Source organism: Cellulosimicrobium marinum (genome assembly GCF_020551945.1).
Lineage (GTDB): Bacteria > Actinomycetota > Actinomycetes > Actinomycetales > Cellulomonadaceae > Cellulosimicrobium > Cellulosimicrobium marinum.
In genome coordinates, this window is sequence record NZ_JAJBZH010000005.1 from 372,154 (window position 1) to 396,379 (window position 24,226).

Genomic DNA, 24,226 nt, shown 5'->3' on the forward strand with positions numbered 1-24,226 from the left:
GTCAGTTCTCCTTGCTGGTCTGCGGGGCGGCCTCGGAGCCAGGGGCTGCGGAGCCGTCCGCACGGCGGGTGCCCATGAGCTCGACGAAGCGGTCGAAGAGGTAGGCGGCGTCGTGGGGTCCGGCCGCGGCCTCGGGGTGGTACTGGACGGAGAAGGCCGGCAGGTCGAGGCACTCGAGGCCCTCCACGACCTGGTCGTTGAGCCCCACGTGCGACACGCGGACGCGCCCGTAGCGGCCGCCGTCGTGCGGCGCGGTGGACTCGCCCTCGACGGGCGCGTCCACGGCGAACCCGTGGTTGTGCGCGGTGACCTCGACCTTGCCGGTGCGGCGGTCCATCACGGGCTGGTTGATGCCGCGGTGGCCGTACGCGAGCTTGTACGTGCCGTAGCCGAGGGCCCGCCCGAGGATCTGGTTGCCGAAGCAGATCCCGAAGAACGGGGTGCCGCGGTCCAGGACCTCGCGCAGCAGCTCGACCTCGTGGGTCGCCGCGGCGGGGTCGCCGGGCCCGTTGGAGAAGAACACGCCGTCGGGCGCGATCGCCTCGATCTGCTCGATGCCCGTGCTCGCGGGCACGACGTGCACGCGCACGCCCCGCTCGGCCAGTCGCTGCGGCGTCATGGACTTGATGCCCAGGTCGACCGCGACGACCGTCGCGACCGGCTCGTCGCCCGGGGCGGACCCCGCGACGGGCTCCACCACGTACGTCTCGGCGGTGCTGACCTCTCGCGCGAGGTCGGCACCGGCCATCGCGGGCGCGGCCTGCACCTGCGCGACGAGGTCCTCGGTGGTACGCGGGTGACCGTCGCGCAGCAGGTCGTCGCCGGAGAAGATGCCGGCGCGCATCACGCCGAGCTCGCGCAGGTGGCGGGTCAGGGCGCGCGTGTCGACGTCGCTGATCCCGACGACGCCCTGCTCGGCGAGCTCGTCGTCGAGGGTGCGCACCGAGCGCCAGTTCGACGCGCGGCGCGCCGCGTCGCGCACGACGTAGCCGGCGACCCAGATCTGCCGCGACTCCGGGTCCTCGTCGTTGACGCCCGTGTTGCCGATGTGGGGGGCCGTCATGACGACGATCTGCCGGTGGTAGGAGGGGTCGGTGAGGGTCTCCTGGTACCCGGTCATGCCGGTGTTGAAGACGATCTCGCCGACGGTCGTGCCGCGCGCGCCGTAGGCGCGGCCGACCTGCACGGTGCCGTCCTCGAGGACGAGCAGGGCCCGGTCGGACCGCGGGGTGTCAGTGGTGGTCACGAGTCTTCCTTGTCGTTCTGGTCGGCACCGGGAGCCGCGTCGTCGTGCGCGGGCTCCGGGTCGGGAGTCGGGTCGGCGGGGTCGGCAGGCTCCGCACCGGCGGCCTGCGGCCCCTCGGGTCGTCGCCCGGTCCCCGTGGGGGCCAGGTCCTGGACCGCGGCGAGCAGGCGCGCCACGTCCTCGTCGTGGCGCGGCATGAGTCCGGTGTCGAGCGCGACGGGCGCGGGCTCGTCCGCGCCCGGCGTGCCGTCCGCGGGGGCGACGGGCTCGGCCGCCACCGTCCAGGAGACGACGACGATCGCGTCCTTGCCGACGAACTTGCCGGCCATGCCGGGGGTGAGCGCGGCGCCGGTCACGGCTCCCGCGGGGACCCACAGGTCCGGTGCGCCGGTGCGCGCGACGTGCACACCGGCGTCGTGCACGGTGACGACGGCGCGCGACCGGTCCCCGAGCCCGTGCGCACCGACGCGCGCGAGCCAGTCGCCCGCGAGGGTGCTCGACACGTAGAGCGCGTCGACCGGGTCGAGGACGACGGCGCCCCGGTCGTCCGGTGCGGGCGCGGCGGGCGGGGTGGGGACGACGCCGACGGACCGGTCCGCGAGACGGCGGCGGCCGAGCAGGACGAGCGTGAGGAGCACGACGCCGAGGACGACCCAGATGCCCACCGCGACGGGCTGGGGCAGGTTCACGCGTGCACCCCCCGGGCGACGGGCGCGCCGTCGAGCACGGTGGCGCGCCCGCGCAGGAACGTCGCCACGACGCGGCCCGGCAGCTCGGTCCCGCGGAACGGGGTGTTCGTGCTCGCCGTGACCTGCTCGGCGCCGTCCACGACCCGGGTGGCCGCCGGGTCGACGAGCGTGACGTTCGCGGGCTCCCCGACCTCCAGCGGGCGGCCCTGCGCCGTCGGGCCGGTGTCGATGCGCCCGATCCGGGCCGGGTTCGCCGACAGGACGCGCGCGACGTCCGCCCAGGTCATGCGGCCCGTGTCGACCATGGTCTGCTGCACGACGCTCAGCGCCGTCTCCAGGCCCGTCATGCCGAACGCGGCGGCGGCCCACTCGCAGTCCTTGTCCTCGACCGGGTGCGGTGCGTGGTCGGTCGCGACGATGTCGATCGTCCCGTCGGCCAGCCCCTCGCGCACGGCCTCCACGTCGCGCTGCGTGCGCAGCGGCGGGTTGACCTTGAACGTCGGGTCGTAGCCGCGCGCGAGCTCGTCGGTGAGGATCAGGTGGTGCGGCGTCACCTCGGCGGTGACGTCGATCCCCCGGCCCTTCGCCCAGCGCACGATCTCGACCGAGCCCGCCGTGGACAGGTGGCACACGTGCAGCCGCGAGCCGACGTGCTCGGCGAGCAGCACGTCGCGCGCGATGATCGCCTCCTCCGCGACGGCGGGCCAGCCCGCGAGCCCGAGCTCGGCGGACACGACGCCCTCGTTCATCTGCGCGCCCTCGGTGAGGCGCGGCTCCTGCGCGTGCTGGGCGACGACGCCGTCGAACGCCTTGACGTACTCCAGCGCCCGGCGCATGAGGATCGGGTCCGACACGCACTTGCCGTCGTCCGAGAACACGCGCACGCGGGCCGCGGAGTCGGCCATCGCGCCGAGCTCGGCGAGCTGCGCGCCCGCGAGCCCCACCGACACCGCGCCGACGGGGTGGACGTCGACCCAGCCGGCGTCGCGACCGAGCCGCCACACCTGCTCGACGACGCCCGCCGTGTCCGCGACCGGGGTCGTGTTGGCCATCGCGTGCACGGCGGTGAAGCCGCCCGCCGCGGCGGCGCGGGTGCCCGACTCGACGGTCTCGGCGTCCTCGCGGCCCGGCTCGCGCAGGTGCGTGTGCAGGTCGACGAGACCCGGCAGGGCGACGAGCCCGCTCGCGTCGACGACGACCACGTCGGCACCCTCGCGCCTCGCGGCCGCCGTGCCGACCGGCTCGATCGCGGCGATCACCCCGTTGTCGAGGACGAGGTCGACGGGCTCGCCGCCGAGCGGGCGCGCACCGCGCAGGACGTACGTGGTGGTCTCGGTGCTGCTCACGAGGTGGCGACCCTTTCGGCGGGGACGGCGGACGGGACGGGCACGGCCGGTGACGCGACCGCGTCGTCCGAGCCGGCGAGGAGGAGGTAGAGGACCGCCATGCGCACGGCCACGCCGTTCGCGACCTGCTCGACGATGACCGCGCGCGGCGAGTCCGCGGCCTGCGCGGAGATCTCCAGCCCACGGTTCATCGGGCCGGGGTGGAGCACGACGGCGTGCTCGGCCAGCAGGCCGAGGCGTCGCGCGTCGAGCCCGTACTTGCGCGAGTACTCGAGCGGGTTGGGGAAGAACGCGCCCCCGCCGGCACCGGACCCGCTCATGCGCTCGCGCTGGACGCGCAGCATCATCACGGCGTCCGCGGGCCCGTGCTCCCCGTGCCCCGCGAGGGTTGCGTCGAGGTCGTACGACACCGCGCACGGCCACGTCCCGACCCCCACGGGCAGGAGCGTCGGCGGCGCGACGAGCGTCACGCGCGCCCCGAGGGTGTGGAGCAGGTGGACGTTGGAGCGGGCCACGCGCGAGTGCAGGACGTCCCCGACGATCGCGACGTGCCGTCCGGCGAGGTCCGCGCCGCGCGCGGCCGTGTCGTCCGGACCCGAGGCGCCCGGCGCCAGGAGGGCGGCACCGGACAGGTGCCGGCGCAGCGTGTACGCGTCGAGCAGCGCCTGCGTCGGGTGCTGGTGCATGCCGTCGCCCGCGTTGAGCACGGCGGCGTCGAGCCACCCGGCGTGCGCGAGCAGGTGCGGCGCTCCCGAGGCCTGGTGGCGCACCACGACCGCGTCCGCGCCCATCGCCTGGAGCGTCAGGGCCGTGTCCTTGAGCGACTCGCCCTTGGAGACGCTGGACCCCTTGGCCGAGAAGTTGATGACGTCCGCCGACAGCCGCTTGGCGGCCGTCTCGAAGGAGATCCGGGTGCGCGTGGAGTCCTCGTAGAACAGGTTGACGACCGTCCGGCCGCGCAGCGTCGGGAGCTTCTTGATCTCTCGCGACTGCGTCGCGGCCATCTGCGCCGCGGTGTCGAGGATGCGGATCGCGTCCTCGCGCGCGAGGTCCTGGGTGGACAGCAGGTGCCTCATGCGTCCCCCTCCGTCCGCGCGGCGCGGATGACGACGGCGTCCGTCGCCCCCGCCGGACCGTCGCCGTCGACCTCGGCGAGCCGGACGCTCACGCGCTCGCTCGTCGACGTCGGCAGGTTCTTGCCGACGAAGTCGGGGCGGATCGGCAGCTCGCGGTGCCCCCGGTCGACGAGCGCGGCGAGCTGGACCGCACGCGGGCGGCCGAGGTCGCTGATCGCGTCGAGCGCCGCGCGGATGGTCCGCCCGGAAAAGAGGACGTCGTCGACCAGCACGACGACCTTGCCGTCGATCCCCGACGCGGGCAGGCGCGTCGCGCCGATCGTGCGCGTGGGGTGCCGGTGCAGGTCGTCGCGGTACATCGTGACGTCGAGCTCGCCGACGACGTCGCGGGGCTCCCTCGGGGCGTCCGTCCCGGGCGCGTCGATCGCGGCGAGTCGCTCGGCGAGGCGGTCCGCGAGGGGGACGCCGCGCGTCGGGATGCCGAGGAGGACGACGTCGTGCGTTCCCTTGTTCCGCTCGACGATCTCGTGGGCGATCCGGGTCAGGGCGCGGGAGATGTCCGCGGCCGTCATGACGACGGTCCCGTCGGACAGGTCCACGGGGGACGTGTCCGCGGAGGGGTTCTCGGAGGAGAACGGTGTGGGCACAGCAGGGCCAGAGCTCATGTCCGGCGACCTCCTTCCCCGCCTCACGGGACGGGCCTTAAAGGATGTCTGACGGGCACCACCCTACCGGGCCCGCGGGTGCGCGACCGGGCGTCGTCCGCCCGGTGGGACGCGGCGTCCGTCACACCGCGACGACCCGCCCGCGGGACCGGGGTGCGGTCCTGCGGGCGGGTCGTGGGTGTCGCGGGGTGCGCGTCAGGCCGTCGCGGTCGGCTTCATCTCGACGATGCGCGCGAGCAGCCCGTTGACGAACGACGGCGAGTCGTCCGTCGAGAGGGACCGGGCCAGGTCCACGGCCTCGTCGACGGCCACGACGTCCGGGACGTCGTCGTTGAAGAGGATCTCCCAGCCGCCGATGCGCAGGAGCGAACGGTCGACCGCCGGCATGCGGTCCAGGGTCCAGCCGTGCGAGTACGTCTCGAGGAGCTCGTCGATGCGGTCGCGGTGGGCGAGCACGCCCTCGACGATCTCGACGGTGTACTGCGGCACGGGCGACTGCGCGACGCCCGGGTCGGCGACGCGCTCCGCGAGGAGGGTCGCGGGGTCGACCTCGCGCTGCTCCGCCTCGAAGAGGACGTCCAGCGCGCGCTTGCGCGCCTTGGTGCGAGCGGCCACGACGCGGCCGTCAGTCGTTCACGCGGCCGAGGTACGACCCGTCACGCGTGTCGACCTTGACCTTCGTGCCCTGCTCGAGGAAGAGCGGGACCTGGATCTGCGCGCCCGTCTCGAGCGTCGCGGGCTTCGTGCCGCCCGTGGAGCGGTCGCCCTGGAGCCCCGGCTCGGTGTAGGTGATCTCGAGCACGACGGACGCGGGCAGCTCGACGTAGAGCGGCTGGCCGTCGTTCGACGCGATGAGCACGTTCTGGCTCTCGAGGAGGTAGTCCTTGGCGTCGCCCACGACCTCCGCGGGGACGGTGATCTGGTCGTACGTGGACGTGTCCATGAAGACGAAGTCCGTGCCGTCCATGTACAGGTACTGGAAGTCGCGGCGGTCCACGTTGGCCGTCTCGATCTTGATGCCCGCGTTGAACGTCTTGTCGACGGTCTTGCCGGTGAGCACGTTCTTGATCTTCGTGCGGACGAACGCGCCACCCTTGCCGGGCTTGACGTGCTGGAACTCGATGACGCTCCACAGCTGGCCGTCGATCCGGAGCACGGTGCCGTTCTTGATGTCGTTGGTCGTCGCCACGTTCGTCTTCCTGTCGCAGGGTCTTCGGGGGCCGCGGGCCGGTCCGCCGGGGACCGGGCGGTCACGGCCCGGACGACCGCGCGAGCGGCCCGGGCCGCAGACGGGCCTGGACGAGTCTACCGGAGCGCACCGAGCGCGGCGTCGGCGACCACCCCGAGGAGGGCCGCCCACGACATCGACGCGAGGGTGCCCACGACGAACCGCTCGGACGCGACGGGGTGCTCGCGCAGCTCGGGGTACCGGCCCAGGCCCTTGACGGCTACGACGAACGCGATGCCGGACGGGTACCCCGCGAGCAGGCACCCCGTGATGGCGAAGCGTTCGAGGAAACCGATCCACGTCCCGCCGCGCAGCGCCCGGACGGCCTCCGTGCCGATCGTGCCCGCCGCGGGCGGCGGCGGCACCGGGACGGACGCCGGGTCGGCCGCGCGGCCTCGCGCCGGCCGCTGCGGGCGCGCCGCGGCGCGCAGCACCCCCTGCGTCACGGGTGCGCCGCCGAGCACGCTCGCGGCCAGCGCCAGCACCCAGACCGCGACGGTCAGCAGGACCGTCACCGGGTCGATCGTCATGCGTCGCACTCCCCCAGCAGTCTCACGACGACGGGCCGCGCCGCCGCCTCCTCGGGCCAGAGCGCGGAACGCAGCCTCTGGCTCACGGCCTGCTCGCTGATGCCGAGCAGCCCGGCCACATCCTTCTGGGTGCCGCCCACACGCGCGAGGGCGTCGACGGCCTCCCAGCCCGGCCCGCTGCGACGCTCGGCCACGGCCGCGAGGAGCCGGACGAGCGCCTCGACCTCCGCGGCACGCCCGGGCCGCCCTCCGCGCACCGCGACGGGCGCGGTCGCCGCCCGGGACTTGGCCTGCTCGACGGCGTCCCGCGCCCGCACGAACGCCTCGCCGCTCGCCTCGCGGGAGACGGCGGGCAGCGGCTCGTCCACCGCCCCCACCCCGACGCCGACGCTCCAGCCGCCGTCGCGCAGGAGGTCGAGCACGACGTCGAGCACGGTCGCCGGGTCGTCGAGGACGCCCTGCACCTCGTCCCCGACCGTGCGGTCGAAGGGGACGACGACGCCCGGACGGTCCGCGAGGAGAGCCCGCATCCGGCGCAGGAGCTCGGGCACCCGGTCGGGCCGCCCGGTGCTCGCCCGCTGGTCCACCGTGAGCACGAACATCCATCCAGGCTAGGGGCTTGATCTGTTGTGATCAACCCCCCAGGCTTGATAGGCGCCGATCAAGCCTCGGGCGAGCCGGCCCCCAGGCGCGCCCCGACCGCCTCGAGCGCCAGCCGGTAGGAGTCGAAGCCGAAGCCCGCGACCGTCCCCGTCGCGACCGCGCCCACGACGGAGTGGCTGCGGAACGCCTCGCGCGCCGCCGGGTTGCTCAGGTGGACCTCGACGAGCAGCAGGCCCGACGTCGTCACCTGCGCCGCGGCGTCGCGCACGGCGTAGGAGTAGTGCGTGAACGCGGCCGGGTTGAGCACCACGTGCGCCCGCGCGTCGACCGCCTCGTGCAGCCACCCCACGAGCTCGGACTCGTCGTCGGTCTGGCGCACGTCGACCTCCAGCCCGAGGCGCTGCGCCCAGGCCGCCGCCGCGACCCGCAGGTCGGCCATCGACGCCGAGCCGTAGATCTCCGGCTCGCGCACGCCGAGCCGGCCGAGGTTGGGTCCGTTGAGCACGAGCACGCGTTCCATGCGCCCGACCCTAGCCGCCCCGGACCGCCTCGCCGCGCGACGTCCGCGGAACCGGGCCACCCTGAGGGCGTGACGACCACGACGCCCGTCCCCGGCCCCCGGCGCCACCCCTACCTCAGCGCCCCGGCCGGCTTCCTCGCGCTCGCCCACCGCGGCTTCTCGCTCGACGGCCTCGAGAACTCCCTCACGGCCTTCGGCGCCGCGGCCGACCTCGGGTTCCGCTACGTGGAGACCGACGCGCACGCCACCGCCGACGGCGTCGCCGTGGCCCTGCACGACGCGACCCTCGACCGCACCACCGACGGCACGGGCGCGATCGCGGCGCAGCCGTGGCGGCGCGTCCGGCACGCCCGGATCGGCGGCGTCGAACCGGTGCCGACGCTCGAGGACGTCCTCGGCACGTGGCCCGCGCTGCGCGTCAACATCGACGTCAAGTCGGCGGCGGCCGCGGCGCCCGTCGCCGCCGCGATCGAGCGCACGCGCGCGCACGACCGCGTGTGCGTCACGTCGTTCTCGACACGGCGCCGTCGGGCCACGCTCGCGCGGCTGACCCGGCGCGTCGCGACGTCGGCGGGCACCCCCGAGGTGACGGCGGTGGTCCTCGGCGTCCGCGCGGCGCTCCGCCGCCCGGGCGCGGTGCGCGCGGCCCTGCGGTCCGTGGACTGCCTCCAGGTGCCCGAGCGCACCGGTCGCGTGCGGGTCGTCGACGCCCGCACCGTGCGCGCCGTGCACGCGGCGGGCCGCCAGGTCCACGTGTGGACCGTCAACGACGCGGCCGCGATGGAGCGGCTGCTCGACCTCGGCGTCGACGGGATCGTCACCGACCGGGCCGACGTGCTGCGCGACGTCCTCGACCGTCGCGGCCGGTGGAGGCCCGACGACGGTCAGTGAGGCGACAGGTCCGGCGTGACCTTCCGGGGCGCGCGGCGGGCAGGACGGGACTCGTCGGACAGCACGGCGGTGGCGCCCCACGCGACCCGACCTCCCCACGCGACGCGCACCGGTCCGCCCGAGCGTCCGTCCGGCGCCAGCCGGAACACCTCGACGGTCGCAGGCCCGCGGACCGCGCGCGGGTGCGCGAGCGCGACGTGCAGGAACCGCGCGGCGGGGACCGGCACGAGCTCGGCGGCGAGCTCGACCACGGTCTCGCGCGACGTCGTCTCCGGACTTCCCCGCCCCGTCCCGGTCCAGCGCGCGACGGGCACGGTCCCGACCGCGGGCGCCCACCGGCGTCGGACCCGCAGGAGCGCCACGACCGCGCCGACCGCGGCGGCCAGGAGCAGCACGGCGAAGAACGCCGCCGCCCAGCGCGCCGCGCCCGGCACGACCGCCGCCGTCACCGCGGCCGCGCACCCCAGGGCGCCCAGGCCGACGGCCAGCGCACGCGGCAGGCGCTGCTCCGACCGGACGATCAGCGCGAGGTCGGGATCGTGCGGCGGGGCGTCCTCGACGGGACCCGCCGGACCGTCGCCCCGTGGCACGACGCCGCCCCGCGCCTCAGAGCGCGACCGGGCCGCGCCCGGTCGGTGCGTCCGCGCTGATCTCGGCGTACGCCGCGGCGAGCAGCGTCGGGTCGGGGCCCTCGAGGCGCGTGGGGCGCGCGACGCCGTCGAGCACGACGAACCGCAGCAGGTCGCCCCGCGACTTCTTGTCGCGCCGCATCGCGGACACGAGCTGCTCCCAGCGGTCGCCGCGGTACGTCAGGGGCAGGCCGAGCGACCCGAGGATCGCGCGGTGCCGCTCGACGACGTCGTCGTCGAGCTTGCCGGCGAGCCGCGCGAGCTCCGCCGCGAACACCATCCCGACCGACACCGCGGCGCCGTGGCGCCACTGGTAGCGCTCGGTGAGCTCGACCGCGTGGCCCAGCGTGTGCCCGTAGTTGAGGATCTCGCGCAGCCCGGACTCCTTGAGGTCCTCCCCCACGACGCGGGCCTTCACCGCCACCGACCGCTCGACGAGCTCGGCGACGACGTCCCACGTCCGCGGCGTCGTCTCCCGTACCCCCCACTCGCGCAGCGCGGCGGCGTGCTCCTCGACGAGCTCGAGGATGCGCCCGTCGGCGATGAACCCGGTCTTGACGACCTCCGCGAGCCCGGCGACGAAGTCCCACCGGCCGAGCGACTCGAGCGCGGCGAGGTCGCACAGCACGCCCGCGGGCGGGTGGAACGAGCCGACGAGGTTCTTGCCCTCCGCCGTGTTGATACCGGTCTTGCCCCCCACCGCGGCGTCGACCATCGCGAGCAGCGTCGTCGGGACGTGCACGACGCGGATGCCGCGCAGCCACGTCGCCGCGACGAACCCGCCGAGGTCCGTCGTCGCGCCGCCGCCGACGGTGACGATCGCGTCGGACCGCGTGAAGTCCGCCTGGCCGAGCACGCCCCACAGGAACGCGGCGACCTGCGCGGTCTTCGCCTCCTCGGCGTCGGGCACCTCGGCGACGTACGCGTCGTACCCGGAGGCCTTGAGGTCCTCGTGGACCACCTCGGCCGTGGTGGACAGCGCCGCCGGGTAGACGACGAGCACGCGCCGGACCTGGTCGCCCAGCAGCGCGGGCAGCTCGCCCAGGAGGTGCCGGCCGATGACGACGTCGTAGGGCTGGTCCCCAGAGACGCGCACGCGCGACGGGGCGGGACGGGTGGTGTCGTCGGTCACGCGGGGTCCTCCGGGGTACGGGCGCCGTCGTGCGCGCTGGCGTCAGGAGCAATGGCGTCAGGAGCGGTCGCGCCAGGGGCGGTGGCGGCGGGGGTGGTGGCACGCAGCACGCCCAGCAGCTCGTCCGCGACCTGGGCCGGGGTGCGCGCGTCGGTGAGCACGCGCACCGTCGCGACCCGCTCGTACACCGGGCGGCGCGCCTCCATCAGGGAGGCCCACCGGGCGCGCGGGTTGCCGAGCAGGAGCGGTCGCGACTGGTTGAACCCGACCCGCGGAGCCGCGTGCGCGAGGCTGACGTCGAGGAAGACGACGGTCCCACCCTGGGCGGCGTAGGCGGCGAGCGCGGCCTGCGTGTGCTCGTCGAGCACGGCGCCGCCGCCGAGCGCGAGCACGCCGTCGTGGGTGGCGAGCGCCGTGGTCACAGCCTCGCGCTCGAGCGCGCGGAAGTGCGGCTCGCCGTGCTCGACGAAGATGTCCGCGACGGACGTGCCGGCCAGCTGCTCGACGTCGGAGTCGGTGTCGCGCTGCGCCACACCGAGCCGGTCCGCGAGGTGACGCGCGACGGTCGACTTCCCGCTGCCGGGCGGCCCGACGAGGACGACGACCGGGCGCGTGCCGGGAGCGACGGGCGTCATCAGCGCTGCAGCTCCGGGATCGCGGCGAGGTAGGCCTCGACGTTGCGCCGCACCTCGGCGACCGAGTCGCCGCCGAACTTCTCCAGCGCCTGCTCGGCGAGCACGAGCGCGACCATCGCCTCCGCGACGACGGCCGCGGGCGGGACCGCGCACACGTCGGAGCGCTGGTGCTGGGCGTTCGCCTGCTCGCCCGTCGCGACGTCGACGGTCGCGAGCGCGCGCGGGACGGTCGAGATCGGCTTCATCGCGGCGCGCACGCGCACCACCTCGCCGTTGCTCATGCCGCCCTCGACGCCGCCGGCGCGGTTGCTCAGGCGACGGATGCGCCCGTCGGCGTCGCGCTCGATCTCGTCGTGCGCGGCCGACCCACGACGCGCGGCCGTGCGGAAGCCGTCGCCGACCTCGACGCCCTTGATGGCCTGGATGCCCATCAGCACCGCCGCGAGGCGGGCGTCGAGGCGACGGTCGGACTGCGCGTACGTCCCGAGGCCGGACGGCACGCCGTAGGCGAGCACCTCGACGACGCCGCCGAGCGTGTCGCCCGCCTTCTGGCAGTCGTCGATCTCGGCGACCATCGCCGCGGACGTCGCGGGGTCGAAGCAGCGCACCGGGTCGGCGTCGAGCGCGGCGACGTCGTCCGGCCCGGGCGCGGGCGCGCCGTCGGGCACCCGGACGGGCCCGATGGCGACGACGTGCGACACGAGGCGGACGCCGAGCGCCTGCTCGAGGAACTTCGCCGCGGCGGTGCCGAGCGCGACGCGCGTCGCGGTCTCGCGCGCGGACGCCCGCTCGAGGACGGGGCGCGCGTCGTCGAACCCGTACTTGCGCATCCCCACGAGGTCGGCGTGGCCCGGGCGGGGGCGGGTGAGCGGGCGGTTGCGCGCGATCTCGCGCTGGTCGCCCGTGCCCGCGTCCTTGAGCAGCGCCTCCGGGGGCACCGGGTCGGCCGACATGACGTCGACCCACTTCGGCCACTCCGAGTTCGCGATCTCCAGGGCGAGCGGGCCGCCCTGCGTCACGCCGTGGCGCAGCCCGCCGACGACGCGCAGCACGTCCTGCTCGAACTTCTGGCGCGAGCCCCGCCCGTACCCGAGGCGGCGGCGCGCGAGCGCGGCCTGCACGTCGGCCGTCGTGAGCTCGACCCCCGCGGGGAGCCCGTCGAGGATCCCGACCAACGCCTCGCCGTGCGACTCACCCGATGTCAACCAACGCAGCATGGGCGTCATCCTCCCACGTCACGTCCCACCGCCCGGCGGCCGACCGGAGTGCGGACGACGTCGCCCACCCGGCACCACGCCGGCCCGGACGCCGGCCCGGACGCGTCCGGAGGCCCAGGGCCCTGTGGACGACGGCGGCGCGCGCCCGGGACGCCCGGCTACGGTGCGTCCCATGGTCGAGCAGGGGGCGGGACCGGCACGTGACGTGACCACGCGGTCGGAGGCAGCGCGCCCGCCGTGGTGGCGGCGCCTGCCGGGAGAGGTCGCGCTCGCGGGGCGCGCGGGGGTGGTGCTCGCGGTGCTCGCGGGGTGCGCCGCCCTGTGGTGGTCCGCGCCCGCCGCGCACGCCCCGGCGCTGGCGCTCGTGGCCGCCGCGGGCGTGCTGCTCGCCGTGGTCGACGCGCGGACCCACCGCCTGCCCGACGCGATCCTCCTCCCCGCCTGGGCCGCGTGCGCCGTCCTGCTGGGGTGCGCCACGCTCGCGACCGGCGACACCGACGCCCTCGTCCGCGCGACGTGCGGGGCCGCCGCCGGGTTCACGTCCTACGCCCTGCTGCGGCTCGCCCACCCGCCCGGCCTCGGGTTCGGGGACGTCAAGCTCGCCGGCCTGCTGGGCACGGCGCTCGCGTGGCTCGGGTGGTCCGAGCTCGTCGTCGGGCTCGTCGCGCCGTTCGTCCTCGGCGGGTTCTGGGCCGTCGCGCTGCTCGCCCTGCGCCGGGCGACCCGCTCGACCGCCGTCCCGTTCGGGCCGTTCATGGTGGTGGGCGCGGCGCTCGCCGCCGTCGCCGCCGACGTCGTGGTGGGGGCGTACGCCTTCGCCTGAACAGGCGTCAGGCGCGGACGAGCGCGTCCTCGAGAGCGTGGTCCATCGCGCCGAGCGGTGCCGGTCGCCCCGTCATGAGACGGACCTGCTCCGCCGCCTGGTGCAGGAGCATCCGCTCGCCACCCACCGCGGTCCCGCCCGCGGCCGCCCAGGCCGCGGACAGCGCGGTGGGGCGCGGGTCGTAGACGACGTCGAGGAGCACTCCCCCGGGTGCCGCGACGGGTCCGGCGAACGCCGTGGCGAGGGCGTCGGCGACAGGGTCGGCGGCGCGCGACGGCAGGGTCGCGACGACGACGTCGGCCGCGGCGACCCGCTCGAGCACCGTGGCGTCCGCGGGGTCCAGCACCGAGAAGCGCGGCTCGACGCCCATGCGGTGCGCCGCACGCTGCAGACCGCCCGTGCGCCCGAGCGACCGGACCAGCACCGTCGGCGACACGCACCCCAGCTCGGCGAGAGCGGCGAGCGTCGACGCCGCCGTCGCCCCGGCGCCGAGGACGACCGCCGACCGCACGGTCCGCTCCCCGAGGCCCTCGCGCAGCGCCGCGACGAGGCCGTGCACGTCCGTGTTCGTCCCGACGAACGTCGGACGACGCCCGCCCGTCGGCTGCACCACCAGCGTGTTCACCGCGCCCACGACGCTCGCGAGCGGGTCGACGTGGTCGAGCAGCGGGATGACGGCGTGCTTGAGCGGCATGGTCAGGCTCAGGCCCGCCCACGACGCGTCCAGGCCGGAGACGAACGCGGGGAGCTGTTCCTCGGTCGTGTCGACGGCGTCGTAACGCCAGTCGTCGAGCCCCAGCGCCGCGTAGGCGGCCCGGTGCAGCACCGGTGACAACGAGTGCGCGACCGGGTGCCCGAGGACCGCGGCGCGACGGGACGAGGACGTCACCCGTTCTCCGCTTCCCACTGCTTAAACTCCTGCTTGTACTGCTCGAACTCGCTGTAGGTGTCCGTGAACTTGGTCTCGCCGGTGTCGAGATTCACCGTCACGTACCACAACCACGGCCCCTCGGGTGCGTTGAGGACGGCCTCGACGGTTGCCCGACCAGGATTGCCGATCGGCGTCGGGGGCAGCCCCTGATGGACGCGCGAGGCGTACGGGAGGTCGGGATCCTGGAACTCGGCGCGCGTGATCTCTGACGCGGGCTTGCCCAGACCGTAGGAGTCGATGGCGTCCATGCCCAGCGGCATGCCGTCCTCCAGACGGTTGTCGATGACGCGTGCGACCTGCCCGAACTGCTCGGGGTTCTGACCCTCCCGCTCGACGATCGACGCGATCGTGAGAACCCTCTCGCGGTCCTCCCGCGCGACCCCCAGCTCGTCGAGCTCCAGGAGCGTCTGGCTCACCATCCGCTGGATGATGCCGGACGCGGTCGTCTCGTCGGGCTCGAGCACGTACGTGGTCGGGTAGAGCCAGCCCTCGTAGTTGCCCTCGGCCTCGGCAGGGAGACCGGTCGTCTCGGTGTCCTCCATCGCGGCCTCGAACTCGGCCACCGAGATGCCCGTGACCGACGACGCGCGCTCCAGGACCTGGTCGACCGTCCACCCCTCGGGGATGGTGATGCGCGTCTCGACGCGGCTGTCGTTCGCGACGAGCCGCGCGACGGCGTCCTTGGCCGGCATCCCGCGCAGGAGCGTGTGGGTGCCGGCCTGGATCGTGCCGGCCTCGCCGTTCTCCTCGAAGGCCCGCACGAACGCGGCGGTGCTCGCGACGACGCCGGCGTCGTAGAGGGCCGCGCCCATGTCGCGGCCCGTCGAGCCGGGCTCGATGGTCACGTCGACGGGCTCGGTCCCGGGGCCCTCGAAGTCCTTGGCCTCGATCGGGTTGTCGAACCCGAGCAGGCTGGGGGCGTTCGTGTAGACGAGGAGTCCGGCGCCGCCGACGACGAGCAGCGAGACGAGCACGACGAGGGCGGCGCGGCGACGACGCCGCGCCTTGCGCTTCTTCGCGGCGCGCCGGGCTCGCTGCTCGGAGCGCGAGGAGCGCGGGAGCTGCTGGTCGCCGTGGACGGCGGTCCGGTCGAACAGGTCGGTCACGGGCGGTGGTCTCCTGTCGGGTCTACAGGTTCTCCGGCGCGTGCTCCCGCGCCACGCTCGGCGTCGAGAGCAGATTGCAGAATGATAACGGCCGCGGCCTGGTCGACCACGCTCCGGTGCTTGCGCCCGGCGCGTCCCGCCGCGTGGAGGGCCTGGTGGGCGCTCACGGTGGTCATCCGCTCGTCGACGAGGTGCACCGGCACGGGCGCGACGGCCCGGGCCACCGCACCAGCGTACGCCCGCGCGACGTCGGCGGCGGCGCCCTCGGCACCGGACAGGTGCCGGGGCAGGCCCACGTACACGACGCCCGCCCCCCGTTCGGCGACCTCCTGCGCGATCCGGGCGACGTCACGCGGGACCGCACCACCGGGTGCCGTGTCGCGTGCGAGGGTCTCCACCGGCGTGGCGACGAGGCCGTCGGGGTCGCTCGCCGCGACCCCGACGCGCACGCTGCCCACGTCGACGCCGAGGCGCGCGCCCCGAGGGAGCGGAGCGGGCCCGGGCGTCCCCGGCCCGTCGGCGAGGGTCACGCGGCGGCCGCTGCGCCGTCGCGCACGCCGCGCAGCGCCGCGGGCAGCGCGGTCACGTCGGTGCCGCCGCCCTGCGCCATGTCGTCCTTGCCGCCGCCGCCACCGCCGAGGGTCTGCGCGGCGCCCTTGGCGAGCACGCCCGCGCGCAGGCCGGCGGCGCGCGCCGACGCGTTCGTCACGACGACCACCTGGGGCCTGCCCTTCGCGACGCCACCCACGGCGACGACGGCGGCCTCGGCCTCGCCCAGGCGACCGCGCACGTCGAGGGCGAGCGCACGCAGGTCGTCCGCGGAGGAGACCTCGCCGGCGTCGTGCACGACGACGCGCACGTCACCCGCGCGCTCGGCGTCGGCGGCGAGGGTCCCGGCCACCGCGAGCAGCTGGGCCTGACGGAGCTGGGCGAGCTCCTTCTCCGCGTCGCGCAGGCGCGACACGAGCGAGCCGACGCGGTCGGGCAGCTCCTCCGAGCGCACGTTGAGCAGCCCGGTGAGCTGGCCGACGAGTGCGTGCTCCTTGGCCTGGAAGCCGTAGGCGCCGTCCCCGACGAGCGCGTCGACACGACGCACGCCCGAGCCGATCGACGACTCGCCGAGCAGCGTGACGAGACCGAGCTGGCCGGTGCGGGCCACGTGGGTGCCCGCGCACAGCTCGCGCGACCAGTCGCCGCCGATCGACACGACGCGCACGACGTCGCCGTACTTCTCGCCGAACAGCGCCATGGCGCCCATCTCGCGCGCCTCGGCGATCGGCATGAGCTGGTCCGTGACGTCGAGGTTCTCGGCAAGCTGGGTGTTGACCCGCTCCTCGATCTCCGCGAGCGCGCCCGCGGGGACCGCCGACGAGCGGCGGAAGTCGAACCGGATCCGGCTCGGCGCGTTCTCCGACCCGGCCTGCGTCGCGTCCTTGCCGAGCGACTCCTGGAGCGCCTTGTGGATCATGTGCGTCGCGGAGTGGGCACGGCTGATCGCCTTGCGGCGGTCGCGGTCGATCGTCGCGGTGCCGGGGTCGCCGACGGCGGCCGTGCCCTCGACGAGGCGGCCGCGGTGCACGGACAGGCCCTTGACCGGGCGCTGCACGTCGTCCACCTCGATCGTCGCACCGCCGTCGAGCACGATCGTGCCGTGGTCGGCGAGCTGCCCGCCGGCCTCGGCGTAGAACGGGGTGCGGTCGAGCACGACCTCGACGTCGGCGGGCGCGGTGGCCGCCGGTGCGGGGACGCCGTCGACGAGGAGGCCGGCGATCGACACGGCCGCCGTCGACTCGGTGTAGCCGAGGAACTCGACGGGGGCACTGAGCTCGGCGGACAGCGACTCGTACGCCGCCGTGTCCACGCCGCCGGACCGCTTGGCGAGCGCGTCCTCGCGGGCACGACGCCGCTGCTCGGCCATGAGGGACCGGAACGCCTTCTCGTCGACCTGGACGCCCTGCTCCGCGGCCATCTCGAGCGTGAGGTCGATCGGGAAGCCGTACGTGTCGTGCAGGGCGAACGCCTGGTCCCCGCCGAGCACCGGCACGCTCGTCCCCGCCGACGACTTCGCCTTCGACACGGCCGTGTCGAGGATGGTCGTCCCGGCGGTGAGCGTGCGTCGGAACGCGTCCTCCTCCGCGTACGCGATCGAGGAGATGCGCTCGAAGTCGGTCTCGACCTCCGGGTAGGACGCCGCCATGGCGTCGCGGCTCACCGGCAGCAGCGCGGGCAGCGCCTGGTCCTCGACACCGAGCAGGCGCATCGCGCGCACCGAGCGGCGCAGCAGGCGTCGCAGCACGTAGCCGCGGCCCTCGTTGGACGGCCGCACGCCGTCGCTGATGATCATGAGCGCCGAGCGCACGTGGTCCGCCACGACGCGCAGGCGCACGTCGTCCTCGCCGACGGCGCCGTACCGCTTGCCCGACAGCTCCGCGGCGGCAGCGATGACCGGGAAGACCTCGTCGATCTCGTAGAGATTGTCCTTGCCCTGCAGCAGGTAGGCGACGCGCTCGAGACCCATGCCCGTGTCGATGTTCTTGCGCGCGAGCTCGGAGACGATGCGGAACTCCTCCTTGGAGCGCACGTCGTCGATCGCGTACTGCATGAACACGAGGTTCCAGATCTCGAGGTAACGGTCCTCGTCGACGACGGGCCCGCCCTCCTTGCCGTACTCCGGACCGCGGTCGATGTAGATCTCCGAGCAGGGTCCGGCGGGGCCGGGCTGCCCGGTCGACCAGTAGTTGTCCTTCTTCCCCCGCGCCTGGATGCGCTCGTCGGGCAGGCCGGCGATCCGCTTCCACAGCTGCCGTGCCTCGTCGTCGTCGTGGTAGACGGTGACCCACACGGTCTCCGGGTCGAACCCGTACTTCCCCTCGTCGCGCGACCCCGTGACGAGGTCCCACGCGTAGGAGATGGCGCCTTCCTTGAAGTAGTCGCCGAAGGAGAAGTTCCCGTTCATCTGGAAGAACGTGCCGTGCCGCGTCGTCTTGCCGACCTCGTCGATGTCGAGGGTCCGCACGCACTTCTGGACGCTCGTCGCCCGGTCCCACGGCGGCGTCTGCTCGCCCGTCATGTACGGGATGAACGGGACCATGCCCGCGATGGTGAACAGCGTCGACGGGTCCGGGGAGACCAGGGACGCCGACGGGACCACGGAGTGGTCACGGTCGGCGAAGTAGTCGAGCCAGCGCTTGCGGATCTCGGCGGTGCGCATGTTGTCCTTCGGGCTTTCGTGGGGGCGCCGGGTGCGGCGGCCGGGGGCTGTGCGGCCTGCGGGTCCAGGCCGTGCGGGGTGCGGGGCTAGAAGGAGTAGCCGAGGAGGTCCTCGACGTCGTCCGTGTCGTCGGCGGCGTGGCGTCCGGAACGGCGCTCGCGCACCTGGGCCGGGTCCTCCTGACCCTCGGCGAGCAGCGCGGCCATGAGCTCGCGCTCGCGCGCGTCGCGGGCCTCGGCGAACTCGGTGCGGAAGTCGCGCGCGAGGTGCACGACCCGGTCACCGAGCCCGTTGACCTGCGCGGTCGCCTGGTCGACGAGGGAGGCGGGGGCGTAGCGCGCCAGGACGCGGCGGCCGCGCGCCACCACCACGACGGTGATCGCGACGCCGACGCCGACCCAGAACACGCGCCGCATCAGCGCGACCCCGTCGGACCGGTCCCGCGGCGCCCGAACGAGCGCGCGAACGCCTGGCGGACGCCGTACGTGAACGCCGCCACCTTGACCAGCGGGGCGCCGAACGTGGCGGCATAGAGCCCGGTGAGCGCGGAGACGTTCTCGCTCACCTGCGCGGCCGACGTCGTGATGGTGTCGACCTTGACGAGCTGGCTGTTCGTCGTCGCGACGGTCGTCGCGGCCTCGTCGAGGATGGGCACGGAGTGGTCGGTGACCTCCTTGATGCTGGCGCGCGCCTCGTCGAGCACCCGCCCGAGCTTGAGGAGCGGGACCGCGAGCAGGCCCACGAGCAGCACGAACGCGACCGCCGCGATGAGGCCGGCCACATCTCCCAGGGACATTCTTCCTCCTGTGCCTGACGGACGGTGCGCACCACCCGCGTCCGGGACGTTCCGGGCACGGGGGCTGCGCGAAACACTACCCGCACCGGACGCACGAACGCCTCGCTCGCCGACGAAGCGGTGAGCGAGGCGTCCGGAGCGAGACTCAGCGAGCGTAGTACTCGACGACGAGCTGGACCTCGCAGGTCACGGGGACCTCGGCGCGCTTCGGGCGGCGCACGAGGACCGCGCTCAGCTTCTCGAGCTGGACGTCCAGGTAGCCCGGGACGGCCGGCAGCACGTCGCGGTGCGCGCCCGCGGCGGCGACCTGGAACGGCGTGGTCGCCTGGCTCTTCGGCTTGACCTGGATGGTCTGGCCCGGCTTCACGCGGAACGAGGGGCGGTCGACGATCTTGCCGTCCACGAGGATGTGGCGGTGCGTCACGTGCTGGCGCGCCTGGAGGATCGTGCGGCCGAACCCGGCGCGCAGGACGAGCGCGTCGAGGCGCGTCTCGAGGTTCTCGACGAGCGCCTCACCGGTCAGGCCCTTGTCCTTGCGGGCCTCCTCGTACGCACGGGCGAGCTGCTTCTCGCGGAGCATGTACTGCGCGCGCAGACGCTGCTTCTCGCGCAGACGGACCGCGTAGTCCGACTCGGTGCGACGGCGGGCACGGCCGTGCTCACCCGGGGGGTACGGACGCTTCTCGAAGTGCTTGACGGCCTTCGGGGTGAGGGCGATGCCCAGGGCGCGGCTCAGGCGGACCTGGCGGCGCGAACGCTTGACAGCGGTCACAGCGGTATCTCATTCCTGTCGTGTCGTGTGCTGACGTCACACCCGGCGACGCCGCGAGGGCGTCGAGATCCCGGGTGCGGGACCAGCCGAGGGACCGCGTCGCGACGGGGTCGCGAGCGATCGGGGGCCGAGGTCCCAGGTGGTCGCCGAGAAGGCAACCTGAGAAGTCTACCGCACCGCCGGACCGCTCCCCTCGCCCGGTCGGTCGCACGGGCCGGTCGCCCGGGCCGGTCGCACGGGCCGGTCGCCCGGGGCGTTCACACGGGCCGGCCGTCCCGGTCCGCGAGGATCTCCCGCACACGCGCGAGGCGCTCGGCCACCTGCCGCTCGTACCCGCGGTCGGTCGGCTCGTAGTAGCGCGCGCCGTCCAGCGCGTCCGGCAGGTACTGCTGCGGCGCGACGGCGTGCGGTGCGTCGTGCGCGTACCGGTAGCCCGTGCCGTGGCCGAGCTGGCGCGCCCCGGGGTAGTGCGCGTCGCGCAGGTGCGCGGGCACCGACCCCGCCCTGCCCGCCCGCACGTCCGCGAGGGCCGCGTCGATCCCGAGGTAGGCGGCGTTGGACTTCGGCGCGGTGGCGAGGTGGACGACGGCCTCGGCGAGGACGATGCGCCCTTCGGGCATGCCGATGAGCTGGACCGCCTGGGCGGCCGCGACGGCGGTCTGGAGGGCGGACGGGTCGGCCATGCCGACGTCCTCGGCGGCGGAGATGACGATGCGGCGGGCGATGAACCGCGGGTCCTCCCCTGCCGCGATCATGCGGGCGAGGTAGTGCAGGGCGGCGTCGACGTCGGAGCCGCGCACGGACTTGATGAACGCGGAGACGACGTCGTAGTGCTGGTCGCCGTCGCGGTCGTAGCGCACGGCGGCGACGTCGACGGCTCGTTCCACGACGTCGACGTCGACGGTGGCGGTGGCGGTGGCGGTGGCGGTGGCGGTGGCGGTGGCGGTGTCGGTGTCGGTGGCGGTGGTGCTGGCGTCCGCGGCACTCTCGTGCGCGTCCAGCGCGGAGAGCGCGGCGCCGGCGGCGGCCTCGAGGACGGTGAGGGCCTTGCGCGCGTCTCCGCCGGCGAGCCGCACGAGGTGGGCCTCGGCCTCCTCGGTGAGGACGACGTCGCCGCCCAGCCCGCGCTCGTCGGTGACGGCGCGGCGCACGAGGGCGCGGACGTCGTCGTCCCCGAGGGGCTGGAGGGTGAGGAGCAGCGAGCGGGACAGCAGGGGCGAGTTGACGGAGAAGCTGGGGTTCTCGGTCGTGGCGGCGACGAGGGTGACCCACCGGTTCTCGACGCTCGGCAGGAGGGCGTCCTGCTGGGACTTGGAGAACCGGTGCACCTCGTCGATGAACAGGACGGTCTCCTCGCCGCCGGTGGCGAGGCGGCGGCGGGCGTCCTCGACGACGGCGCGCACGTCCTTGACGCCCGCGGTCACCGCGGAGAGCTCGACGAAGCGGCGGGCGGACGCGGTGGCGATGAGGTAGGCGAGGGTGGTCTTGCCGGTCCCGGGCGGGCCCCAGAGGACGACCGACCCGGGTGCGGCGCGTTCGGCGCCGCGGGCGCCGGGCTCGACGAGGCGGCGCAGGGGCGACCCGGGGACGAGGAGGTGCGCCTGGCCGGCGACCTCGTCGAGCGACGCCGGGCGCATCCGGACGGCGAGGGGGGCTCCGGGTCCGGGGCGCGGGGTCCCGGAGGTGCCGGAGGTCGCGGCGCCGAACAGGTCGCCGCCGAACAGGTCGCCGGTGGGCGCGGTGGGCATGGGCCGAGCCTACGCACCGCCGCCCACCCCCTCACCACGCCCCCCGTCACCGGCGGTGCCGCGAGGAGGTCGGGTGAAGGTCGTGACCACGGTGCGGGGTGATCTGACAGGGCGCGAGCGCGGATGGGATGCTGACGCTCGTGTTCTCCAGCCTCGGTCGTCGTGTCGCCCGCCACCCGCGTCTCACGGTCCTCGTGTGGGTCGTGCTCACCGCGCTCGGCCTGGCGCTCGCGCTGTTCGGCGTGGGCGGTCAGGGCGTGTTCGACCGGGTGACGACGGGCGCGCCGACGATCAGCGGCTCGGACAGCGAGCGCGCGGACGAGGTCCTCGCGGCGAACGACACGAGCGGGCCGGAGGTGACGCTCCTCGTCCGGGGCGTCGAGCCGGCCGACGAGCAGGTCGTCGAGGCGATGGGCGGGCTGAGCGCGGACCTCGTCGGGATCGAGGGCGTGGAGAGCGTCATCAACCCGTACGTGCTGCCGGGCGGCGTGGAGGACGAGGCGGCGCAGCCCCTCGTGGCGCAGGACGGGGACGGGTTCCTCACCGTGGTCACGCTGCGGACCGACCTCGACGCGGAGCGCTCCGACGAGGTGGCGGCGCAGGTCGTCGAGGAGCTGCGGGCCGTGCCGGGTGCGCTCGCCGAGGCGGCGCCCGGGGCCGCGGGGGACGCGGAGGGGCTGGTCGGGTCGAACGACCTCATCGTCGAGGCGATCACGGACCAGGTCGAGCAGGACCTGCGCACGGGCGAGGCCGTGGCGCTGCCCGTCGCGCTCGTCGTCATGGTGCTGGTCTTCGGGGGCTTCCTCGCGGCGGCGATGCCGATGGCGGGGGCGATCGCGTCCATCGGCACGGGCCTGGGTGCGCTGCTCGGCCTCACGTACGTGCTCGACGTCGACGCGTCCGTGGTCAACGTCGTCACCGTGCTGGGGCTGGGGCTGTCGATCGACTACGGCCTGCTCGTCGTGTCGCGCTACCGCGAGGAGCTGCACCGGCTGATCGAGGCGGGCGATGACCCGGCGCTGCGGCGCCGGCGCGGGGACGGCGTCGTGCACGCGGCCCTCGTGCGCACCATGGAGACGGCGGGACGCACCGTGGCGTTCTCGGCGCTGACGGTGGGCATCTCGATCGCGGGTCTCATGGTGTTCCGGCCGGACATCCTGCGGGCGATCGGGGCCGGTGCGCTCGCCGTCGTCCTCGTGGCGGTGGCGACGGCGCTCACCCTCGTCCCGGCGCTGCTCGTCTGGTCGGGGCGTCGGCTCGCACGGCCCGGCCTGCTCGGGCGGGTCCCCGGTCTGCGGCGCGTCCTCGCCCGGACCGCGGACGTGCAGTCCGACGTCGGGGTGTTCTCCCGTCTGGCGGGCCGGGTGCAGCGGCACCCGGCGTGGGTGCTCGTCGCGACGTCCGTGGTGCTCGTGGTCCTCGCCCTGCCGGTCCTGGGGCTGCACATGCGCAACTCGGGCATCGAGCTGCTGCCGACGGACTCGCCCCAGCGCGAGTTCGTGGACGTGCTCGCCGCCGAGTACCCCACGAGCGACAGCGCCCAGGTCGTCGCCGTCGTGGACGCGGGCGTCGAGGACGCGCAGGCGTGGGCCGACGACGTCGCAGCGCTCGACGGGGTCGAGAGCGTGGACCCCGCGGCGTCCCTCGACGGGTTCTCGGTCGTCGGGATCCACGTCGAGGGCGGCGAAGCGGGCGGCCCCGAGGCCGCGTCGGTGGTGCGCGAGGTCCGCGCGACCGACGCGCCGTTCGAGGTGTGGGTCACGGGTCAGGCCGCGGGCCAGGTCGACTTCGTCGACGCCCTCGGCGAACGCGTGTGGTGGGCCGTGGGCGTCGTCGTCGTCGCGACGTTCCTCCTGCTGTTCCTCATGACGGGCTCCGTGGTGATCCCCGTCAAGGCCCTCCTCACGAACGCGCTGTCCCTCGCCGCGTCCCTCGGCGTGCTCGTCCTCGTGTTCCAGGACGGCCACCTGGAGGGCCTGCTCGGCTTCACGTCCGTGGGCGGCATCGAGACGTACGTCGTGGCGCTCGTCGTCGCGTTCGCGTTCGGCCTGGCCATGGACTACGAGGTGTTCCTGCTCTCACGCGTCAAGGAGCTGTACGACACCGGGATGTCGAACGACGAGGCCGTGCGGCTCGGCCTGCAACGGTCGGGACGCATCATCACGTCGGCCGCCGCGATCATCGTCGTGGTCTTCGCGGGCTTCGTGCTCGGCGACCTCCTCGTCATCAAGGAGGTCGGGTTCGCGCTCGCCGTCGCCGTGGTCATCGACGCGACGATCGTGCGGCTCCTGCTCGTCCCCGCGACGATGACGCTCCTCGGCCGGTGGAACTGGTGGGCGCCCGGGCCCCTGCGCCGCGTCCACCGGCGGCTCGCGATCACCCACTGACGCCCGCGTCCCGCACGCGCGAGGGCGCGCCGTCCCGGTCTCCCC

General features: G+C 74.8%; 25 protein-coding genes. 3 read left to right on the forward strand and 22 right to left on the reverse strand.

The genetic code is table 11. The features are described from left to right. Position 1: 1 nt before the first annotated feature. From carA to LGQ04_RS13575, 10 genes are all read right to left on the reverse strand, one after another. A complete protein-coding gene (gene carA / locus LGQ04_RS13530; protein WP_229244437.1) occupies positions 2-1,246 on the reverse strand; it encodes a glutamine-hydrolyzing carbamoyl-phosphate synthase small subunit in 1,245 nt (414 codons plus the stop codon). Further along, entirely contained in the window at positions 1,243-1,935 is a 693-nt protein-coding gene (locus LGQ04_RS13535) for a PH-like domain-containing protein (RefSeq protein ID WP_229244438.1), read from the reverse strand. Before LGQ04_RS13535 ends, carA begins: the two co-directional genes overlap by 4 nt. Further along, positions 1,932-3,281, reverse strand: a complete 1,350-nt coding sequence (locus LGQ04_RS13540) for a dihydroorotase (protein WP_229244439.1) — start codon at positions 3,279-3,281, stop codon at positions 1,932-1,934. Before LGQ04_RS13540 ends, LGQ04_RS13535 begins: the two co-directional genes overlap by 4 nt. Further along, a complete protein-coding gene (locus LGQ04_RS13545) occupies positions 3,278-4,357 on the reverse strand; it encodes an aspartate carbamoyltransferase catalytic subunit (protein WP_229244440.1) in 1,080 nt (359 codons plus the stop codon). The genes LGQ04_RS13540 and LGQ04_RS13545 overlap by 4 nt, the downstream gene beginning before the upstream one ends. Next, positions 4,354-5,022 (reverse strand): bifunctional pyr operon transcriptional regulator/uracil phosphoribosyltransferase PyrR, encoded by a 669-nt coding sequence (gene pyrR / locus LGQ04_RS13550; RefSeq protein ID WP_267494848.1) that lies wholly within the window; start codon positions 5,020-5,022, stop codon positions 4,354-4,356. Before pyrR ends, LGQ04_RS13545 begins: the two co-directional genes overlap by 4 nt. Before the next feature lie 195 nt (positions 5,023-5,217). Next, complete coding sequence (nusB, locus tag LGQ04_RS13555) at positions 5,218-5,637, reverse strand: transcription antitermination factor NusB (RefSeq protein WP_229244441.1); 420 nt, start codon at positions 5,635-5,637, stop codon at positions 5,218-5,220. A gap of 10 nt (positions 5,638-5,647) precedes the next feature. After that, complete coding sequence (gene efp / locus LGQ04_RS13560; RefSeq protein WP_229244442.1) at positions 5,648-6,211, reverse strand: elongation factor P; 564 nt, start codon at positions 6,209-6,211, stop codon at positions 5,648-5,650. A gap of 116 nt (positions 6,212-6,327) precedes the next feature. Beyond that, positions 6,328-6,780: a hypothetical protein gene (locus LGQ04_RS13565; protein ID WP_229244443.1), complete on the reverse strand. Its 453-nt coding sequence runs from the start codon at positions 6,778-6,780 to the stop codon at positions 6,328-6,330. Beyond that, positions 6,777-7,382 carry a hypothetical protein gene (locus LGQ04_RS13570; protein WP_229244444.1) on the reverse strand — a complete coding sequence of 202 codons (606 nt, stop codon included), beginning with the start codon at positions 7,380-7,382 and terminating at the stop codon, positions 6,777-6,779. The genes LGQ04_RS13565 and LGQ04_RS13570 overlap by 4 nt, the downstream gene beginning before the upstream one ends. 59 nt (positions 7,383-7,441) lie before the next feature. After that, positions 7,442-7,903 (reverse strand): type II 3-dehydroquinate dehydratase, encoded by a 462-nt coding sequence (locus LGQ04_RS13575; RefSeq protein ID WP_229244445.1) that lies wholly within the window; start codon positions 7,901-7,903, stop codon positions 7,442-7,444. Between the two features lie 69 nt (positions 7,904-7,972). Between LGQ04_RS13575 and LGQ04_RS13580 the strand changes: the two genes are divergently transcribed. Then, the gene (locus LGQ04_RS13580) at positions 7,973-8,794 is read left to right on the forward strand and encodes a glycerophosphodiester phosphodiesterase family protein (RefSeq protein ID WP_229244446.1); all 822 of its coding nucleotides are present in this window, start codon (positions 7,973-7,975) and stop codon (positions 8,792-8,794) included. Here the strand turns inward: LGQ04_RS13580 and LGQ04_RS13585 are convergent. The 4 genes from LGQ04_RS13585 to aroC are packed head-to-tail and all read right to left on the reverse strand — an operon-like array spanning position 8,788 to position 12,407. Next, positions 8,788-9,384: a hypothetical protein gene (locus LGQ04_RS13585; protein ID WP_229244447.1), complete on the reverse strand. Its 597-nt coding sequence runs from the start codon at positions 9,382-9,384 to the stop codon at positions 8,788-8,790. The two genes, LGQ04_RS13580 and LGQ04_RS13585, sit on opposite strands and share 7 nt — an antisense overlap. Before the next feature lie 16 nt (positions 9,385-9,400). Next, entirely contained in the window at positions 9,401-10,555 is a 1,155-nt protein-coding gene (gene aroB / locus LGQ04_RS13590; protein ID WP_229244448.1) for a 3-dehydroquinate synthase, read from the reverse strand. After that, entirely contained in the window at positions 10,552-11,190 is a 639-nt protein-coding gene (locus LGQ04_RS13595; RefSeq protein ID WP_229244449.1) for a shikimate kinase, read from the reverse strand. Before LGQ04_RS13595 ends, aroB begins: the two co-directional genes overlap by 4 nt. Next, entirely contained in the window at positions 11,190-12,407 is a 1,218-nt protein-coding gene (gene aroC, locus LGQ04_RS13600) for a chorismate synthase (protein WP_229244450.1), read from the reverse strand. The genes LGQ04_RS13595 and aroC overlap by 1 nt, the downstream gene beginning before the upstream one ends. Before the next feature lie 172 nt (positions 12,408-12,579). Between aroC and LGQ04_RS13605 the strand changes: the two genes are divergently transcribed. Next, the gene (locus LGQ04_RS13605; RefSeq protein ID WP_229244451.1) at positions 12,580-13,230 is read left to right on the forward strand and encodes a prepilin peptidase; all 651 of its coding nucleotides are present in this window, start codon (positions 12,580-12,582) and stop codon (positions 13,228-13,230) included. 7 nt (positions 13,231-13,237) lie between these two features. Here the strand turns inward: LGQ04_RS13605 and LGQ04_RS13610 are convergent, their stop codons facing one another. From LGQ04_RS13610 to LGQ04_RS13645, 8 genes are all read right to left on the reverse strand, one after another. Further along, positions 13,238-14,119 (reverse strand): shikimate dehydrogenase, encoded by an 882-nt coding sequence (locus tag LGQ04_RS13610; RefSeq protein ID WP_229244452.1) that lies wholly within the window; start codon positions 14,117-14,119, stop codon positions 13,238-13,240. Further along, entirely contained in the window at positions 14,116-15,267 is a 1,152-nt protein-coding gene (gene mltG / locus LGQ04_RS13615; RefSeq protein ID WP_229244453.1) for an endolytic transglycosylase MltG, read from the reverse strand. The genes LGQ04_RS13610 and mltG overlap by 4 nt, the downstream gene beginning before the upstream one ends. After that, positions 15,264-15,797, reverse strand: coding sequence for a Holliday junction resolvase RuvX (gene ruvX, locus LGQ04_RS13620; RefSeq protein WP_229244454.1), 534 nt, complete (start codon positions 15,795-15,797; stop codon positions 15,264-15,266). Before ruvX ends, mltG begins: the two co-directional genes overlap by 4 nt. Continuing rightward, complete coding sequence (alaS, locus tag LGQ04_RS13625; protein ID WP_229244455.1) at positions 15,794-18,478, reverse strand: alanine--tRNA ligase; 2,685 nt, start codon at positions 18,476-18,478, stop codon at positions 15,794-15,796. The genes ruvX and alaS overlap by 4 nt, the downstream gene beginning before the upstream one ends. An 86-nt stretch (positions 18,479-18,564) precedes the next feature. Continuing rightward, a complete protein-coding gene (locus LGQ04_RS13630; protein ID WP_229244456.1) occupies positions 18,565-18,894 on the reverse strand; it encodes a hypothetical protein in 330 nt (109 codons plus the stop codon). Further along, entirely contained in the window at positions 18,894-19,274 is a 381-nt protein-coding gene (locus tag LGQ04_RS13635) for a DUF948 domain-containing protein (RefSeq protein ID WP_229244457.1), read from the reverse strand. Before LGQ04_RS13635 ends, LGQ04_RS13630 begins: the two co-directional genes overlap by 1 nt. 145 nt (positions 19,275-19,419) lie before the next feature. Then, complete coding sequence (gene rpsD, locus LGQ04_RS13640) at positions 19,420-20,046, reverse strand: 30S ribosomal protein S4 (protein ID WP_229244458.1); 627 nt, start codon at positions 20,044-20,046, stop codon at positions 19,420-19,422. 257 nt (positions 20,047-20,303) lie between these two features. Then, complete coding sequence (locus LGQ04_RS13645; RefSeq protein ID WP_229244459.1) at positions 20,304-21,794, reverse strand: replication-associated recombination protein A; 1,491 nt, start codon at positions 21,792-21,794, stop codon at positions 20,304-20,306. A gap of 128 nt (positions 21,795-21,922) precedes the next feature. Between LGQ04_RS13645 and LGQ04_RS13650 the strand changes: the two genes are divergently transcribed. After that, on the forward strand, positions 21,923-24,181 hold the full coding sequence (locus tag LGQ04_RS13650) for an MMPL family transporter (protein ID WP_229244460.1): 2,259 nt from the start codon (positions 21,923-21,925) through the stop codon (positions 24,179-24,181). The last annotated feature ends 45 nt before the right edge of the window (positions 24,182-24,226 follow it).